Here is a 17,996-nt window from a genome sequence, read left to right on the forward strand (position 1 = left end):
CAAGTGCGGTTTTACAGTAAGAAGAAGCCATTACCGGGCTACTGTACAATTATCTTATGGGTGTATACAGTTTTTTCTGTAACAATTTTTAATTGGTACATTCCTTTGGCAACCCCGGTTAAACTTAAAACATTGTTTCGTCCATTCAATACAAATCCCCGTACAAGCTTTCCTGCAGCGTCAAACAATTGTGCTGCATTACAATTAACTAAAGATGTTATTGTAAGGGTTGAATTGGTTACAGGATTAGGATAGATAACAATATCATTTCCGTCAATTTTAAAATTCACTTTTCTTATAAGAGAATAGCTAAAAGCAGTATTTCTGTCCAGCATTTTTAAACGATAATAATTATTGCCTTTCAACGGATGGGCATCAGTGAAATTATACCGGCTTATTCCGTTTGAGTTATTTGCCACCACTGTTCCGATTGCTGAAAAGGTACTGCCATTATTGCTTCGTTCAACTACAAAAGAAGAAAGGTTCACTTCATTTTCGGTTATCCATTGCAGGTATACACTGCTGTTCTGCTTGCTGGCTTCAAAAGAAAGCAGGCTTACCGGCAAAGGCTGGTTAGCCCCCAGCCCACCGTTATTGATCCAGAATTCACTGAAGCTGTTCACATAAAACTCTGCATAGTAACCGGTATCATAAGGTATAACATCCACATTGGCTGGTAGTTTAAACTGGAAGAACCCGTTTACATCATTGGCCAGGTCGCCGTCTTCATTGGTATTACCTGTTTCGCTGTATTGCGTAACACCAGCTACATACGGGTCACTGATGGTGGTACACAAGGCGCAGCCCGTTGCATTCATCAGTGCTTTGGCTTCTGCATCAGTAAAATAAAAACGTATCCCTACATCGGGGCCACCGGGTTGATTAGAAACCTTAAGTACAATATTCCTGTCTAAATAATACTGCTTATTACTGCTGAATCGTACAGGAACCGCAGGGTTAAAATACACGAAAGCACTTGTTGTGCCGAGATTATTTCCGTTGGGATTTACAGATGCAATACGTTTACCACCTGATTCAAAATGTATCCAGCTGTTTCCTGAAACAGGCTGTGTAATGCCTCCAGTAATATTTGTACCTGTATAAATGTTTGCCTTTTCAAAAATATGGATATCATCAATTCCCACGCCTTCCATATCCAGCCCGCCATCACTGGCCATTACAAACCTGAAACGTACGTTAGAAGAATTTACCGGGATATCGGTACTGGCTACATGCCATTTATTTTGCGATAAACGCCAGCGTGGTGGTGCTGCTACATCATACCAGTTTGTTCCCGTTCCTGAAGCACCGAGTTTATTCCACGTTACGCCACCATCAGCTGAATATTCCACCCAGGTAAAATCATAATCGGTTTCTACATTAAAAATATGGCTGAATGATAACACAGGATGTGTCAGTGCACTCAGATCGAAACAAGGTGAATACAGGTAAGAGAATTCGTTATCATTATAATTACCCGTTAAATTGGTAACCCATGCTTTGGTTCCGTTGGGTGCTTTATTAATAATGGTTTTTACAGGCGCACCCCATTGCCAGCTGGTATTATTGCCTTTGGTGTACCATCCGCCATCACCCATCTCAAAACCTTCAAGATATGGCTGGGCCGCAGTTACGGCCATTACCGCACTGGTATGAAATGTATAATTAACAATACTATCATTGCCACGATAAGTATCTGTTGCTGCTGTTACCCAAAAATCAAAAGTATAATCTGTATTAACCGTAAGGTTTGCAGGAACGGCAAAAGTAAATGCTGTTGAAGTATTAGGTGCTATCACAGGAATAATATCGGCAACAGGAGCTCCGCCATTGATACGGTAACTAACCGGCACATTATTAAAAGTGGTATTGCTGTAATTTTTAATGGTGAGGGTCACCGGCTGAACACCTGTAGCATTGCAACCACTTACAACCGGAGATAAAACGGACTGTACCGCCACATCATCAAATGCCTCCAGGAATTTTACATCATCAAAAGTATAACCATCATCCTGGTCTACCAAAGGATTGGGAACATTGGCAGAAGTATTACCCTGCTGTCCGAATTTAATTTGAAAACCTGAAGTAATGGGTTGGGCAGGTAATACTGTATCCAATACATCATTCACATTAATAATAGCATTTTTCCATTGCCCTAATGCAGCCTGGTTGCTTACAAGGTTATACGCATATACCCATGGGCTGGTATCGCTTCCCCTTATCCATACTTTATTATCCGGGTTATTATCCTGCCCGTGATTTTTATAATTGAATTCTATCCGCAACTGGTTACCGGTATTATAAGCAGCTGCATTATACGTTATCAGCAAACTGTCGGTACTTAATACGCCATTAGGAAACTGGTCTAATGTAATTGCTCTTGTGCCATTTAATGCAAAACCGGTGTTCACAAATGTTCTGCCCCTTCCCCTCGTGCTGCTGGTTTTAAAATCCAGCCTGTCATCACCATCAAGGCCAATCATACTACTCGTGTACTCTTTATTGATAGTTGTTTCAAACCCCTCAGTTAAAGGGAGTGTGACTGGTGCATTCGCTAAATTTTTTATTGTTACTATAACTGTATCATCCAGCACCTGTGTATCCAACGGTCTTTTAACCCATGCTTTAATACTATAGGTACCGGTTGCAGAAAAATCAAAGGCGGTTGCAAAGCTATGCGTATAGGTGCCTAGAGAAGGAACAATTACTGAAGCGGCTTCTGTAATTATTGCGCCTCCGTTTACCTGGTAACTCAAATCATAAGTTCCTGATGAAGCAGTATTGTCAAGATTTTTTACTGTAAGCTTTATCGTTTCTGCGGCACCCAATGCCGAAGATGTAAACTGTCTTCCTGTTACAGGTGCATCAATGGATACTGCTTTAAAATCATTGTCAAAGTTGGATAAAGTACAAACACCGGTTGCAGGCAATGCACTTACAGATACCGAACGCCTTCCGTGAAAAGCGCCATTGTTTGCTCTTACACCAAACCAATAGGTGGTATTGGCATTAAGCCCCTGCACCAGGTAGGAAGTTCCTGAAGTAGTTGCAATCACTTCCATACTATCGCCTTTCAATTGCAGTACATCATAACCCGTGTTACCGGTAATAGCAGCCCAGTTCAGTTGTACAAATCCTTCGCAGGGTACTGAAGCGGTAACAACCGGTTGGCCAATTACCGAAAAATTATAATCGCTCTGGTCAGTGTATGCGCTGCTGTTACGTTTAACTCTTATCAGGTAATCATTGGTTACTGCAATTGGCACCGTCCAGTTAACGGAACGTGCCGTTGCCGCAACATTGTTATTTACCGTGGTCCATGCCGCCCCGTTATTGGTGGAATATTCCACAGTAAAAGTATTGCTTTCATCTCCGTAAGCCGACCAGCGTATTTTTTCAGCCTGCCCCGGCACCAGTGTTTCTCCGCCAAAAGGATATTCCACAGTAATGCCATTCATATCAAATTGATAAGTAAGTATATATTCCTGCGGCCCCTGTGGCAAAGCAAAAGCACTTACATTCATCAGGTAATTGCCCGCAGCCGGATTATCGATCACTACCTGCTCAATATTATTTTTATGATCTGCACCTTCTGCTGCAATAGCATTAACATTGGCAGGCGTTGCATTTAATATCAAAGGAAGATGAGTAACAGTTACCGGGTTATCCGTAACTGTCAGGTCAAGGTCATTTACCAATGCCGATGCTGCACCAACCGCTGCCGGCGCATCTGCCCAATACAACATTACTTTTACCCTGCGTACCCCTGCAGGAATAGTAATGGGGAAAGAAGTGTTAGGTGTGCTGCTGATAATATATTGATTAGCTTCCATTGCTTCCACTGCTCTTCTCACATTCAGCAAGCCAAAGCCATAGGTATAATCCGGGCCGCTGTTGCCAAGGTCTTCTGCTGTATTACACATCAGTGCTTTTATCAATGCAGCTTTAGGATTACTGCCATGCAATTGATGATACCTTTCATTTAATAATGCACTGGCACCTGTAACTACCGGTGTAGCCATACTGGTACCAGAACTATTACCATAAGCGTTATTCACCTGCGTTGACATTGTATTTGTGCCATTGGTAACAATTTCCGGCTTCACCCTTCCATCCTGTACCGGCCCACGGCTACTGGTTGAAAAAACTGTATAGGCAGCGCCGTCAATATTTCCTACGGTCAATACATTTTTGGCACATTGCCATCCCGATTTTACGGTACCAAAAGAGGGAGGATACGAACTGCAGGTATAAGTTCCATCATTACCTGCTGCAAAAACATGCAACACTTCATCATAGCTTTTCATCTGGGCATCTATATAATTACTGGTAATATCATACACTCCCTCGCCGGGGCAGGCATTATCGGCAGTAGTGTAAGAATTGTTGGTGGCAATCATGTTATTATCGGTAACATATACCGGCGTATTCGTGATCACGTCAGTAAACCACTGGCTGATGATGGTTGACTTTGGTGCCATGCCCTGGTACACCGGGTTGATAATGCCGGCCCCCGCTGCAGTGCCCGAAGTATGGGTACCGTGGCCCGATGGTACACTAAACACCCGGTTGATCAACCTGCCTGTAAAATCCATATGCGTAGAAATATCCGCATTATCACCCACACCAATGGTTACATTTTTTCCTTTCAGGTTCCTTCCAAGATAAGATTGCACGCCGCTGAAACCATGCAATGCAATATCATTATAATTAACCGGTGTGGCATTCATTTGCTGTGCACCGATATAAGTAACAAAGGGCAGTGCAGCAATAGTGTTGATGATACCGGCCGATGTTGGCTTGATGAAAATAATATTGGGCCGGTCAAATTTTGTAGGCACAATTACTGCACCCGTCATTTTTATTTCTTCCCCGGCAGTATTATTATTTACGGCTGCATTGCAGGTTATGGCTACAAGTTTAGTGTCGTTTTTAGCAATACCGTTTTTTATATTCAATGCCGCCGCATCAATTTTATACAATGCCGGCAAGGTATTAATGGATACTATTTTATAATTGGCCGCCAGGGCAAAATCAAAATTTGCAGGTATTGCAGCCAGGTAAGCATTACCAGGAATATATTCGCCTAATTCTACGCCGGCATTTTTTAATTGTTGCCTTGTTTCTAAAGAAGGCAATGCCGAAAACTGGATCAGTGAAAAATACCGATCGCCATATAAAGAGCTTTGTAAATCGTTGGGTGCAAAATTTTTGTTGCTGATATTATTGCCGGGAATAAAATCCCCTTTGGCAAAATGCACGGGCACTGTAGTCGTTTGTGCATACGAAAAAGCTGAAAGGCAAAGGCTTACAAATAGCTGTAGTAAGAATCGGTAATTATTCATGTGTCTGGATATCCTTGTTGGTACTCAAAAATATACACAAATACTGGTAAAATACAGTCAGTGTAAGGCTTTTGTTGCCTTTGATAACGCTTAAATCTTTATTTGATTGCCCTTTTTTTCTACTTATCGTATATTTGCAGCCTGATGAACCTGGAAGTGTTGCTGAAAGGATACGCTAATGACCCCCGCTGTTTTAAAATAGTGGACGGCATCACTTTGTCTAAACCGCAGCGGCTGCACTTGTCAGGGCTGCATGGCAGTGCTTCTCAATTTATAATTGCTGCTGTTTTTAACCACCCTTCGGCAAGCCAGCTCAACCACCTTATCGTTTTACGGGATGCAGAAGAAGCTGCTTATTTTCATAACACTTTAGAAAACCTTACCGGCGCTTTAAACCTGTTTTACTTCCCTTCTTCCTTTAAAAATAAAAAGAATTACAGCCTGCTTAATCCCAGCCATGTGATGTTGCGTACAGAGGCTTTAACAAGACTGGCAGCCGGCACCAACAAAAATATCATCATCACTTACCCTGAAGCATTATTTGAAAAAGTGGTGTTGTCTGCAACGCTTTCCGAAAACATTATTTCGATAAAGCAGGGAGACACCTTGGATGTGAATGGCATTTTAGGAAAGTTTGTTGACTATGGTTTTGAAAGAACCGATTTTGTATACGAGCCCGGGCAATTTGCCGTACGTGGGGGTATCCTGGATATTTATTCTTTCGGCAATGAAAAACCTTACCGTATAGAATTGTTTGGTAATGAAGTGGACAGCATCAGAATTTTTGATCCCGAAACACAATTGAGCGAAAGAAAATTATTGCAGGTCAACATCATTCCCAATGTAGATATTTTACAAAATGAAACCGGTGAAAAAATTTCATTCCTGGAATTTTTACCTGAGAATGCCGTGGTATGGAGCGAAGACTGGAATTTCATCAAAGGAAAAATGGAGCAGCAGGAAGAGGATTTTGAAATATGGACCAGTGAATTTGGCAATCGTCCGAAAATTGATGAAAGCGAAGATGCATTAAGCAGAAAAGATTTTACACCCAACGATATTGTTACTGCAAAATTAGTTGAAGTGCAAATTCAATCCAGGCATATCATAGAATTTGGCAGCAAGCACTATTTTGATACTGAAAATACTATCCACTTTTCTATAAAAGAACAACCGGCATTCAATCGCCAGTTCGAAATTTTAATAAGAAATTTAAAAGAGTACGAAGCGAAGAAATACAATATCTATTTGTTTGCAGAAAATCCAAAGCAGCTCGAAAGGTTGCATGTGATCTTTACCGATCTTAAGGCAGAGATCAATGTTATTCCCATTCCAACTTCTATTCATGAAGGTTTTATAGATGATGACCTCAAATGTATTTGTTATACCGATCACCAGATCTTTCAGCGTTACCATAAATACAAAGTAAAACAGGCTTTCAGCAAAAACAAAGCACTTACTTTAAAAACGCTGAGAGAATTACAGCCGGGAGATTATGTTACGCATATCGATCATGGTGTGGGTGTATACAGTGGCTTACAAAAAATTGAAGCCAATGGAAGATTACAGGAGGCTGTGCGCATTCAATATAAAGACGGTGACCTGTTATATGTAAACATTTCTTCGCTGCATAAGATCGGCAAGTATAGTGGTAAAGAAGGCAGTGTTCCTAAAATGAATAAATTAGGAAGCGATGTTTGGGTAAAATTAAAAGACAAAACAAAGAAGCAGGTAAAAGACATCGCTACCGATTTAATAAAATTATACGCACAACGAAAAAGCCAGGAAGGTTTTGCCTTTAGTCCGGATAATTATATGCAAACCGAACTGGAAGCCAGTTTTATTTATGAAGATACACCCGACCAGGGCAAGGCAACTGAAGATGTAAAACGTGATATGGAAAAACCATCACCGATGGACCGGCTGGTTTGTGGTGATGTGGGTTTTGGCAAAACAGAAATTGCCATTCGTGCCGCATTTAAAGCGTGCTGCGATGGTAAGCAGGCTGCTGTTTTAGTACCTACAACTATTTTGGCTTACCAGCATTATAAAACATTTGGCGAAAGATTAAAAGACTTCCCGGTTACTGTTGATTTTATCAACCGTTTTAAATCTTCTAAAGAAAAAAAAGAAACGTTGGCCAGGTTAGCAGAAGGAAAAGTGGATATCATCATTGGTACACATGCTTTACTGGGCAAAGATGTAAAATTTAAAGACCTGGGGGTGATGATCATTGATGAAGAACAGAAATTTGGTGTGGCCGCAAAGGAAAAATTAAAACAATTAAGAGCAACGGTTGATTCGCTTACACTAACGGCAACTCCTATCCCAAGAACTTTGCAATTCAGTTTAATGGGGGCAAGAGACCTGAGTATCATTAATACGCCGCCGCCCAACAGGCAGCCGATACAAACTGAAGTAATGGTATTTAATGAAGATGCCATCCGGGATACTATTTATTATGAAACCGAAAGAGGCGGACAGGTTTTTTTCATACACAATCGTGTAAATGGCTTATCCGAAATGAAAGGGTTGATACAAGGCCTTTGCCCCGATTTGAGCATTGCCTTTGCACACGGCCAGATGGATGGTGACGAACTGGAAGATACCATTCTCGATTTCATGGATAAGAGGTACGATGTATTGGTTTGCACCAACATTGTAGAAAGTGGTGTGGATATTCCCAATGTAAATACCATCATTGTAAATAATGCCCATCAGTTTGGTTTGAGTGATCTGCACCAGTTAAGAGGGCGTGTAGGCCGCAGCAATAAAAAAGCGTTCTGTTATTTACTGGCGCCGCCCATGAGCACCTTGCCGCCTGATAGCAGGAAACGTTTATCTACTTTAGAACAATACAGCGACCTGGGCAGTGGTTTCCAGATAGCCATGAGAGACCTTGATATCCGTGGCGCAGGTAATATGCTGGGTGGGGAGCAAAGTGGTTTCATAGCAGAGATCGGGTTTGAAATGTACCAGAAAATTTTAGATGAAGCGATACGTGAATTAAAAAGAACCGAGTTTAAGGAATTATACAAGGAAGAAATTCAGCAGCAGGATGATTTTGTAAGTGATTGCAGCATTGATACCGACCTGGAAATTCTTATCCCTGATAGTTATGTAGAAAGTATTACTGAAAGGCTTTCGCTATATTCAAGATTGGATAATTGTGAGAATGAAAAAGACCTGCAGGATTTTCATAAAGAAATGACAGACCGCTTTGGCCCCATACCGCCACAGGTGGAAGACCTGTTTACTACAGTACGCTGCCGTAAACTAGCCATTGAATTAGGCTTTGAAAAAATGTTCCTGAAAAATGAAAGCCTGAAATGCTTTTTTGTAAGCAACCCCGACAGCCCGTATTTTACCAGCACGACTTTTAACGGTATTCTGCAATTTTTACAAAAAGGTACCAATAAAGCCAAATTAAAACAGGTAGGCAAAAACGGTATATTGGTAGTAGAAGATGTAAAAACAATGAACAGCCTGCATTTGTTTTTAAAGCGGATGATGGAAAGTATTCCGGTATAAAATCTTAGTTGTATACAGAATATTTTTCTCCTTACATTTGTTATCAACTACTTTTTCCTTGCTATAACCTGATTACATGACTAAAAAACAATACGGCCTCCTGTCGCTACCTGTAATTGTTGCTGCCCTCGGATTCTTTGTTGACATTTTTGACCTGCTATTATTTGGCGTGGTACGTAAAAGCAGCTTTGCCGAATTAGGTACAGGACTAACCTCTGCAGAAGTATTATCAAAAGGAGAATTGACCATCAGTATTCAATTAATTGGCATGGTGATAGGTGGTATCATCTGGGGCATCATCGGTGATAAATTCGGCAGGTTAAAAGTATTATTCGGCTCCATACTTTTATACTCCATTGCCAATATTGCCAATGGTTTTGTACATGATATTAACTGGTATATTGTCATCCGTTTTATTGCAGGCATTGGTTTAGCAGGAGAACTAGGTGCTGGCATTACATTAACTGCTGAAATTTTACCCAAAGAAAAACGTGGCCTTGCCGGAACCATCATTGCCACCTGTGGTGTGCTGGGTGGTATCACTGCGGCATTGCTTTCAAAGATCATTACCGATTGGCGGACTTTATATTTTATTGGCGGTGGTATTGGTTTGGTATTGCTGGCATTACGGGTATCCGTTGCAGAAAGCACCATGTTCTCCTCGTTAGAAAAATCAACGGTGCAACGGGGTAATTACTTACAATTCTTTAATAATAAAAGCCGGTTTTACCGATACGCCAAAGGTATACTTATCGGCATGCCCGTTTGGTATTGCATTGGCATACTGATATTTTTTGCAGATGAATTTGCAAAGCGAATGGGCATCACCGGTATCACACCCGGCAATGCAATTCTGTTCCAGTATATCGGCCTTGGGTTTGGCGATGTTGCTGCAGGACTAATAAGCCACAAATTAAAAAGCCGGAAAAAAGCATTGTATATTTTTTATTCGGTCTTTATAGTTTTTATGATTTTATTTTTCATGCAGCAAAACAGTTCTTCGGCATGGTTTTATTTTATATGTGCTGGCCTTGGGTTTGGCTCGGGCATTTCTGTGTTATATATTATCAGCAGTGCCGAACAGTTTGGCACCAACCTGCGGGCATCCGCAGCTACCTCCATCACCAATTTTGTAAGAGGTTTTACACCATTGCTGCTATTGATCTTTGCACAAGTTAGAGAGATAAATGTTATCGGCTATGTAAAAGGTGCATGGATCATTGGCATTGCCGTAATGCTTATTTCTTTAACAGCACTGTATTTTACCAAAGAAACCTATGGTAAAGATTTAGATTTTGTTGAAGAATAAAACGCCTACCTGATCAGCATCACGGTTTGTTTCTTATCAATTTCATTGCCCCTGAAATCAATGCCATTGGCGGTTATCACATATACACCAGTAGGTTGTTGCTGCCCCTTCCAGGTACCATCCCAGCCCCTGTTGTAATCAGAAGTGGCAAATATCAATTGCCCCCAGCGGTTGAATACCCTTAAGTAGTTGAATTGTTTTATTCCCACAGGTATACCCCTGAACAGATCATTCCTGCCATCGCCATTGGGCGTAAATGCTGTAGGCAGATAAATATCCGGCCCCTTATAAATATTTACGGTTATATCATCAAAGCTTTCGCAGCCTTCGGGAGTAAATGCCCTTACAGTAAATGTTTGTGTGGCATTTAGTATAGCAACAGGATTAGCAATATTAGGATTGTTGAGTGGTGTGGCAGGTGTCCAGCTATAACTTAGTCCGCCTGTTGCATTTAACTGCACCGGCTGCCCTGCTGCTGCAATGGTATCATTACCGGCAAATACATTGGTGCTGTAAATAACAATATCTTTTGTAAGAGAATCAGAGTAACAACCATTAGCTGCTGAGGCATAAAGTTTTACTTTGTAAGTACCATTGGCGCTATAAGCATGCTGTGCATTTTGTGTAAGCGCTGTACCACCATCGCCAAATACCCATTTCCATTGTGTTACTGTTGCCGAATTATCAACAGTTGTAAAATCAACCAATGCATTTTTGCAGGCATCTTTAAAATTCATGGTAACACTGGGGCTGGGGTTTACCAGGAGTGTTTTAATAGCCGTATCGCTCACGCACCCCAAACTACTTGTTGCTACCAGTTTTACTGTCTGTAAGCCCGGAGTAAAACTATGGGTAGGATTCTGCTGTGTGCTGAATTCAGTTCCTGCATATACCCATGACCATTTGTTTACGGAACCCGATGTTGTTTTAGATGAATCAGAAAACAATACCGGCAAACCATTACATACCGGTGTACTGTAACCGAAATTTGCAACAGGCTTGCTGTTAATTACAATGGGTTGTTTTAAAGTGTCGGATACACAACCTTTGCTATTATGTACCACCAGCTTAATAGTATCATTACCCGAAACAGGGTAACTACCGGAAGGGTTTTGCAGTACTGATGTACCACTATTGCCTAAACTCCACCACCATTGATTAACAGGTGTGCCATCTGAGGTATAGGAAGAATCGGTAAATGTAGTTGTGGTGGCCTGGCAGATAGTATTGAATTTAAAATAGGCTGTAGGTTTGTTAACAACAAAAACAGTTTTGGTAACAGAGCCCGAGCATCCCATGCTGCCATTGCTGGTGGCACTTAGTGTAACTGAATAACTACCAGGCCCGGGAAAAGTGTAAGTGGTATTCTGGGTTACGGGAGAAGTACTGTTGATTGACCACAACCAATCTGTTACCGGGTCTGACCCCGACACCATGGTCCCGAAAAAGCTGGTAGTGGTTGCTAAACAAACAGAATCTGTAAAAGTAAAATCCAGAACAGGTTTTGCAAAAATATGTATCGTTTTGTATAACGTATCCGATTCGCAGCCTTCTGCTGTTTTAACTGCAAATTTGATCATTTTATCTCCCGGAGTGGGGTAACTGGTGGAAGTATTTTGAGTGGTGGCAGTAACTGTATTGCCTAAATCCCAGTACCAGTTATTGATAGTGCCAAAGCCTACTTTAGAGGTATCAGTAAACTGTATGGTGCCGGCCACACAATTATCACTAAACGTAAAACCGGCAACCGGTTTGCTGCCGATAAAAACATCCTGTGTATTGGTAGCTTCGCAGCCGTCCGCTCCTATTACTCTTTGTTTAACGGTAAAAGTACCTCCGGTTGCATAGATATGTGTGGGGCTGTAGTTAACAGAATCTATAGGACTGCCATCACCAAAATCCCAATAAAATTTTGCTATGGTAGAAAATGAAACGGTAGTGTTATTAAAAACGATGGGTTCGTTCACACATCTTTTTTGAGTCGGGCTGAAAGTATAAGCAGGGTTTAAGGTGGTTCTAAATCTTTGCAAATTAAATTCCTGTCCCGTGCTACCGGTAAAACCCCAGTATACCATTGGGTTTCCCCCAAATACGGTGTTTACAAAATCTCTAACTGCACTCACTCTTAATGTCCCGTCTATATAAGCAGAAAAAGTTGTTGTAACCGGATTCCAAAGAATACGCAAGGAATGCCATTGTCCGTCCTCAATGTTATTATTGCCGCTAATAGCAGTAACCGGCCCGGCAATATTATTGGCATTACTGTGATTTAAATCCCCGTTTAACTGGATGGCTATGTGATCATAAAACGGATCATTATCCGGAGAACTGTTTTGATAAGTATCTATAGTAACCCCTACAGCAGGAGTAATTCCCTGGTAGCCCAAACCACTTCCCTGCGAACCTACACTGGTACTTATGGGCTGTAGCACAAAGGCAATTCCATCAGCACCGGGACTATCGCCACTTCCTAAAAAGATATCAAATATAAAATCGATTGGTTGGTTGAGGTTAATTTTATTATTATTCCATACAGAGCCGCTTTTACCACTTGCTGCAGGTGTTAGCGTATAAACATTACATGCGTCTTGTGAAGAACTGCCATTAACTGTGTATTGAGCAATAAGATGTGGAGCTAAGAATATAAATATTATAAAAGATAAATATCTTTTGAAGTGTAATTTTCTCATGCTATAAAAATAAATTTATTTGTTTGAATTATAGCAAGCGAAAAAAAATAAGGCTATCCAAAAATAGGATAGCCTCAGCAATTTTTTAAAAATAATTTATTAGTCCCAGCCTTTTTTAGCTACACCGTCAGCTACTGCTTTTAATGCAGCTGCTTCGCCCAGCATGGTGGTCATTTTGTTACCTTTACCATCGTGGCCCTGCGCCATATAACCGCCACGTGAAGTTTTTGTAATAACTGCATCCTGCATAGGAACGTTCTTTTCTTTGGTTTTCATGCAGTAGGCTGTAATCATGTTACTCATTTTTGTAGAATTTATAGTTAGAAATAATGAATGAAGTAGTTGGCTTCAGGGTACAAGCTACAGAAAATAGCGCATTTACCAAAACCCGCCCGTATTGAACTGGCTGATTTTCCACAGTATAGCCCCGGCATTAAGGCGGTTTGCTGAAATTTACATTTAATTAATTTTTACTTTATACCCCGCCTGCAGAAACTTGTATAGCAGCTCAAATCCTCTTGCTTACAGGCTTTTACATAGCCGGCCTAAGCTTACTACAAGCGATATTTAAAACAAATGGAGCTGTACAGCTCCATTTGTTTATCTCATTTATGTGATTGAAAATCTTAATAACTTTTCTCATTTTTCACCCCCAAAAAGCGGTGTTTTAAGCTATTTTTCTGTTTCAGCATTGCCGGTTACCTCGTAACGAACGTTATTACCGTCAATTACTTCCTGGTAATAAACACCTGCCGGCGACACGTAATATTTTTCTTTTTTAAGCACTACTGTTTTAGATCCTTCAGGTAATTTATCAAATCTTGTTCCCACTTCAGGTAGCTGTTCGGTACTGGTATTATTCTGGGGAGCAACTGCGTTTTTGTTTGGAGCAGGGGTATTGTTGCCGGGTGCCGGAGCAATATCTGCGTCACTGTCTTCACCTGCACCGGTATTTAAAACACCATCGGTGCCCACTACCTTGTAACGCAATTTATTTTTGTCGGTAATTTCTTCCTGGTAAAAAGTACCGCCCAGTTCATAATATTTCACGCCGTCTATCACGGTTACCTTAGCTCCCGAAGGCAGGCGCTTAACAGTAGCACCCAAAGGCGGTGCTGTTACTTCGTAACCACCACCACTGTAAGGACGGTAATACACACCATCATTATAATAATACGGATTGCCGCCAACATAAAAAGGATAATAGCCAAACGGCAACACATTTATACGTACGCCGAATGAAGGGCCAAAATGCACATAAGAGTAAGGTGCCCTGTAAACCGGCCTGGCGTAAGCATAAGGACGGTAATTATAATTATAAGGCCTTCCGATATTCACGGAAATATAAGGACGTGATGGCCTGTAATTGTAAGCATAATAATTGTTTCGGTAACCACCACGGTCGTAATGACGACGCTGTGCTGATACATCATTGCTTAATGCAATTACCAATACAAGGGTTACAATGGCAAACCCAACTTTTTTATTCCATTTCATAAAAGGTATTTTTTTATTCGTACGATGAAGTTACTTAAATGTTACATCGGCACTTGTTAAAAAGCCGACTTTAACATTTGGTTTGTGGCTTTTATTAACGGGCAACAGGGTTGACGCCGGAATGTGTATTTGCAGAGATTGTATAAAATGCGGCCTGTGATTATGGCAAAGATGATAGCGGGTAAAGCTGGCTGTGGTACGGAGTAATCCCGGCTTTGCTATGGCTTTGATACGGCTGTTGTACCACGTTAGGTGGTTAGCTATTTACCCGGGCATAATGCCGGAAATATCCGGGAGCAGGAATTATGGTAAGCGGCTTAGCCAGGGTAGTACACATAAAAAAGGGTTGAAAATTCAACCCTTTAAAATTATTTTCAAAACTAACTACACGTCAATTTTTGCATACTTGGCGTGGGTTTCAATAAACTCCCTGCGTGGCGGCACTTCATCACCCATCAACATACTGAATACACGATCAGCTTCTGCGGCACTTTCAATGGTAACCTGTTTCAATGTTCTTGTTACAGGGTTCATGGTGGTTTCCCATAATTGTTCGGCGTTCATTTCTCCCAAACCTTTATAGCGTTGTGTATTTACGCTTTCATCTTTTCCCTGTCCGAATAATTGTATCAGGCCTTTACGTTCTTCATCCGTCCAGGCATATTCCTGTTCTTTACCTTTTTTAATTAAATACAGCGGCGGTTGTGCGATGTATACATTACCCTGTTCTACTAATTCTTTCATATAACGGAAAATGAAAGTAAGGATCAAAGTAGCGATATGACTTCCATCCACATCCGCATCCGTCATAATGATCAGTTTGTGATAACGCAGTTTGGAAGTGTCCAATGCTTTAGGGTCATCCACAGTGCCAATCTTCACACCTAAAGCGGTAAACATATTTCTTATCTCCTCATTATCGTATATCTTATGCTCCATCGCTTTTTCCACATTAAGAATTTTACCACGCAAAGGCAGAATGGCCTGGAAGCTTCTGTCACGCCCCTGCTTGGCTGTACCACCCGCCGAGTCTCCTTCCACAAGGAATAACTCACATTTTCCGGGATCTTTATCGCTGCAATCGGCCAGTTTACCGGGCAAGCCACCGCCGGTAAGTACACTTTTACGTTGCACCATTTCTCTTGCCTTACGGGCTGCTGCTCTTGCCTGTGCAGCCAGTATCACTTTCTGGATGATGGTCTTGGCCTCTTTAGGATTTTCTTCGAGGTAGGCTTCTAAAACACGGCTTAAAGTAGTATCCACCACACCCATCACTTCGTTATTACCCAATTTGGTTTTTGTTTGCCCTTCAAACTGAGGCTCGGGTACTTTTACAGAAATAATGGCTGATAACCCTTCCCTGAAATCATCTCCTTCAATTACCACTTTGGCTTTTTCAAACAAACCCTGCTTTTCGCCATAGCTTTTAAATACCCTGGTAATACTGCGGCGGAAACCTGCTACATGCGTACCTCCTTCAATGGTATTGATATTATTTACATAACTGAAAAGATTTTCCTGGTACCCTGCGTTGTACATCATGGCTACTTCCACCATTACATTACTGTTGGTATCTAAACCTTCGCAATAAATTGCCTGTGGTATTAAAGGCAGGCGGTTGGCATTTTTATCAATCAATGCCACAAACTCCACAATACCACCTTCGCTGTAAAAAGTTTTGCTGTATACATTTCCATCGTCATCTTTTTCACGTAAATCAGCAATATGGATAGTGATCTTCCTGTTTAAAAAAGATAATTCCCTTAACCTGCCTTCTAATATTTCACGGTTGTACACACCTGAGGTAAAGATGGTAAGATCGGGCCAGAATTGCACTTTGGTGCCATGTGTATCAGAAGTACCGATTTCCCTTACAGGATATTGAGGTATACCTGTGGCATATTCCTGTTCAAATATTTTACCATCACGGTTTACGGTAACATGCAATTTGGTACTTAATGCGTTTACGCAACTTACACCTACGCCATGCAAACCACCGGATACTTTGTAAGAATCTTTATCAAATTTACCGCCGGCATGCAAAACGGTCATCACCACTTCCAGTGCACTACGGTTTTCTTTGGTGTGCATTCCGGTAGGGATACCACGACCATCATCTTCCACGGTAATGGAATTATCTTCATTAATGGTTACGCTGATATTTTTACAATGGCCTGCTAATGCTTCATCAATGGAGTTATCTACTACTTCGTAAACAAGATGGTGCAAACCTTTTACACCAATATCGCCGATATACATGGCGGGGCGTTTACGTACTGCTTCCAAACCTTCTAAAACCTGGATACTGTCGGCGCCATAACTGGCTTTCTGGGCTTCGGTTCTTTCTACTGTTTCTGTGCTCATAAATGGGTTAATCTGGCTTTATTTTTTTATAAAAACGATTATCGGCAAATATACTAAAAATAAAGGGGTTTTGGTGCTGCAAAACGGCTTTAAAACTGTTAATTATCGATAACTTTTCCACAAAATTTTAATTAGCGAAAAGCGGAAATTTCATGGCCTGATCAATATCAGTTTGCAGGTTAATGCAGGATGTATTATATTTGCATATACAAAGATGCCAGAGCACGCAGACATATTAGAATTAGCCTACCGTCAGCCATTGATGCAGAACCAGATGCAGTTATTAATGCATAAGGAAAAGCAGATTCCGGGTAGTGTAAATTATTCCATTAAAAGGTACGCCAAAGAACCTCAGTGGAATATTGATGATACCGGCATGCTTATTTACCACACTGAAAAGAATAATCCGTCAGAAAATTATATCCAGCTTAAATTTTGCGTTAGCGGTAATGTATACTGCCGTGAAAAAAAGACGGAATGTGATTATTGTAAATTCAACTCTTCCAAAACCTGCGTGGAAAAAGTAGATAGTGTGGATGTTTTGAGTTTTAGTTTCTCTCCTTCTTATTTAAAACAATTTACCAGCGGTAAAAAGAATGCCACCCTTTCGGATGATGTGCTTTCTTTTGATCATACCACTTCTTTTACCAAAACATTGCCTTTGTGCGGTAAAACAAGAATGGCCATTGAAGCTTTACTGAATCATACGTATACAGAAAGTTTAGAGAATATCTTCTTAAATGCCCAGACGCAGATACTGTTGTTGTACAGCATGGATTGTATGATGGGTGACCATAACCACGAAGAAAAATTCAGTTGTAAATTTCTGGCCAATGCCGATGACAGGGAAAAGATCACCAATGCAAGAGCTATTTTATTGCAGCATATCGGCGAGCCTTTAACCATTAAAGCTTTAAGCCGCAAAGTAGCCATCAACGAATGTTATCTTAAAAAAGGCTTTAAAGAATTATTCGGTACCACCATCTTTGATTTTTACCAGACACAAAGAATGGAACATGCAAAATATTTATTGTACGATAAAGGCCTGAGTGTAACTGAAGTATCATCTTTATTAGGCTATTCTTCCATTTCTCATTTTAGTACTGCATTTAAAAAGCACACGGGCATCAAGCCTTGCGAATTGTTACTCCATTAATTTTTAGTTTTCCGTTTTATGTAAACCGAGTTACCGATTGCGTAACAACCGGACTGTTCAGTTAAACTTTCTTTGCGTTCATTATCAAATCAACCAACAGAAAT

The 17,996-nt window shown here is 40.9% G+C and carries 8 protein-coding genes; 3 read left to right on the forward strand and 5 right to left on the reverse strand.

The features are described from left to right. Positions 1–38: 38 nt before the first annotated feature. Entirely contained in the window at positions 39–5,345 is a 5,307-nt protein-coding gene (locus ACYVM0_RS22160; protein ID WP_460560772.1) for a S8 family serine peptidase, read from the reverse strand. A 102-nt stretch (positions 5,346–5,447) separates the two neighbouring features. Here ACYVM0_RS22160 and mfd point away from each other — a divergent pair, with 102 nt between their 5' ends. Both mfd and ACYVM0_RS22170 read left to right on the forward strand, forming a co-directional pair. Next, a complete protein-coding gene (gene mfd / locus ACYVM0_RS22165; RefSeq protein WP_460560773.1) occupies positions 5,448–8,876 on the forward strand; it encodes a transcription-repair coupling factor in 3,429 nt (1,142 codons plus the stop codon). Positions 8,877–8,952: 76 nt separating this feature from the next. Continuing rightward, positions 8,953–10,185: an MFS transporter gene (locus ACYVM0_RS22170; RefSeq protein ID WP_460560774.1), complete on the forward strand. Its 1,233-nt coding sequence runs from the start codon at positions 8,953–8,955 to the stop codon at positions 10,183–10,185. 5 nt (positions 10,186–10,190) lie between these two features. Here the strand turns inward: ACYVM0_RS22170 and ACYVM0_RS22175 are convergent, their stop codons facing one another. The 4 genes from ACYVM0_RS22175 to gyrB form a co-directional block, all read right to left on the reverse strand. Then, positions 10,191–12,875, reverse strand: coding sequence for a lectin-like domain-containing protein (locus ACYVM0_RS22175; RefSeq protein WP_460560776.1), 2,685 nt, complete (start codon positions 12,873–12,875; stop codon positions 10,191–10,193). 99 nt (positions 12,876–12,974) lie between these two features. Beyond that, positions 12,975–13,169, reverse strand: coding sequence for a hypothetical protein (locus tag ACYVM0_RS22180; RefSeq protein ID WP_430987743.1), 195 nt, complete (start codon positions 13,167–13,169; stop codon positions 12,975–12,977). 378 nt (positions 13,170–13,547) lie between these two features. After that, positions 13,548–14,372: a DUF6515 family protein gene (locus ACYVM0_RS22185; protein WP_460560778.1), complete on the reverse strand. Its 825-nt coding sequence runs from the start codon at positions 14,370–14,372 to the stop codon at positions 13,548–13,550. A 384-nt stretch (positions 14,373–14,756) separates the two neighbouring features. Beyond that, on the reverse strand, positions 14,757–16,736 hold the full coding sequence (gyrB, locus tag ACYVM0_RS22190; RefSeq protein WP_460560780.1) for a DNA topoisomerase subunit B: 1,980 nt from the start codon (positions 16,734–16,736) through the stop codon (positions 14,757–14,759). A 214-nt stretch (positions 16,737–16,950) separates the two neighbouring features. Here gyrB and ACYVM0_RS22195 point away from each other — a divergent pair, with 214 nt between their 5' ends. Beyond that, positions 16,951–17,892 (forward strand): helix-turn-helix domain-containing protein, encoded by a 942-nt coding sequence (locus tag ACYVM0_RS22195; RefSeq protein ID WP_430987746.1) that lies wholly within the window; start codon positions 16,951–16,953, stop codon positions 17,890–17,892. The last annotated feature ends 104 nt before the right edge of the window (positions 17,893–17,996 follow it).

The sequence above is a fragment of the Ferruginibacter profundus genome (assembly GCF_054783275.1).

Bases quoted from the DNA above. Each gene is read 5' to 3' on its own strand.
- ACYVM0_RS22175 (WP_460560776.1), bottom strand. From the start codon at position 12,875: ATGAGAAAATTACACTTCAAAAGATATTTATCTTTTATAATATTTATA.
- ACYVM0_RS22180 (WP_430987743.1), bottom strand. From the start codon at position 13,169: ATGATTACAGCCTACTGCATGAAAACCAAAGAAAAGAACGTTCCTATG.
- gyrB (WP_460560780.1), bottom strand. From the start codon at position 16,736: ATGAGCACAGAAACAGTAGAAAGAACCGAAGCCCAGAAAGCCAGTTAT.
- ACYVM0_RS22160 (WP_460560772.1), bottom strand. From the start codon at position 5,345: ATGAATAATTACCGATTCTTACTACAGCTATTTGTAAGCCTTTGCCTT.
- ACYVM0_RS22195 (WP_430987746.1), top strand. From the start codon at position 16,951: ATGCCAGAGCACGCAGACATATTAGAATTAGCCTACCGTCAGCCATTG.
- ACYVM0_RS22185 (WP_460560778.1), bottom strand. From the start codon at position 14,372: ATGAAATGGAATAAAAAAGTTGGGTTTGCCATTGTAACCCTTGTATTG.
- ACYVM0_RS22170 (WP_460560774.1), top strand. From the start codon at position 8,953: ATGACTAAAAAACAATACGGCCTCCTGTCGCTACCTGTAATTGTTGCT.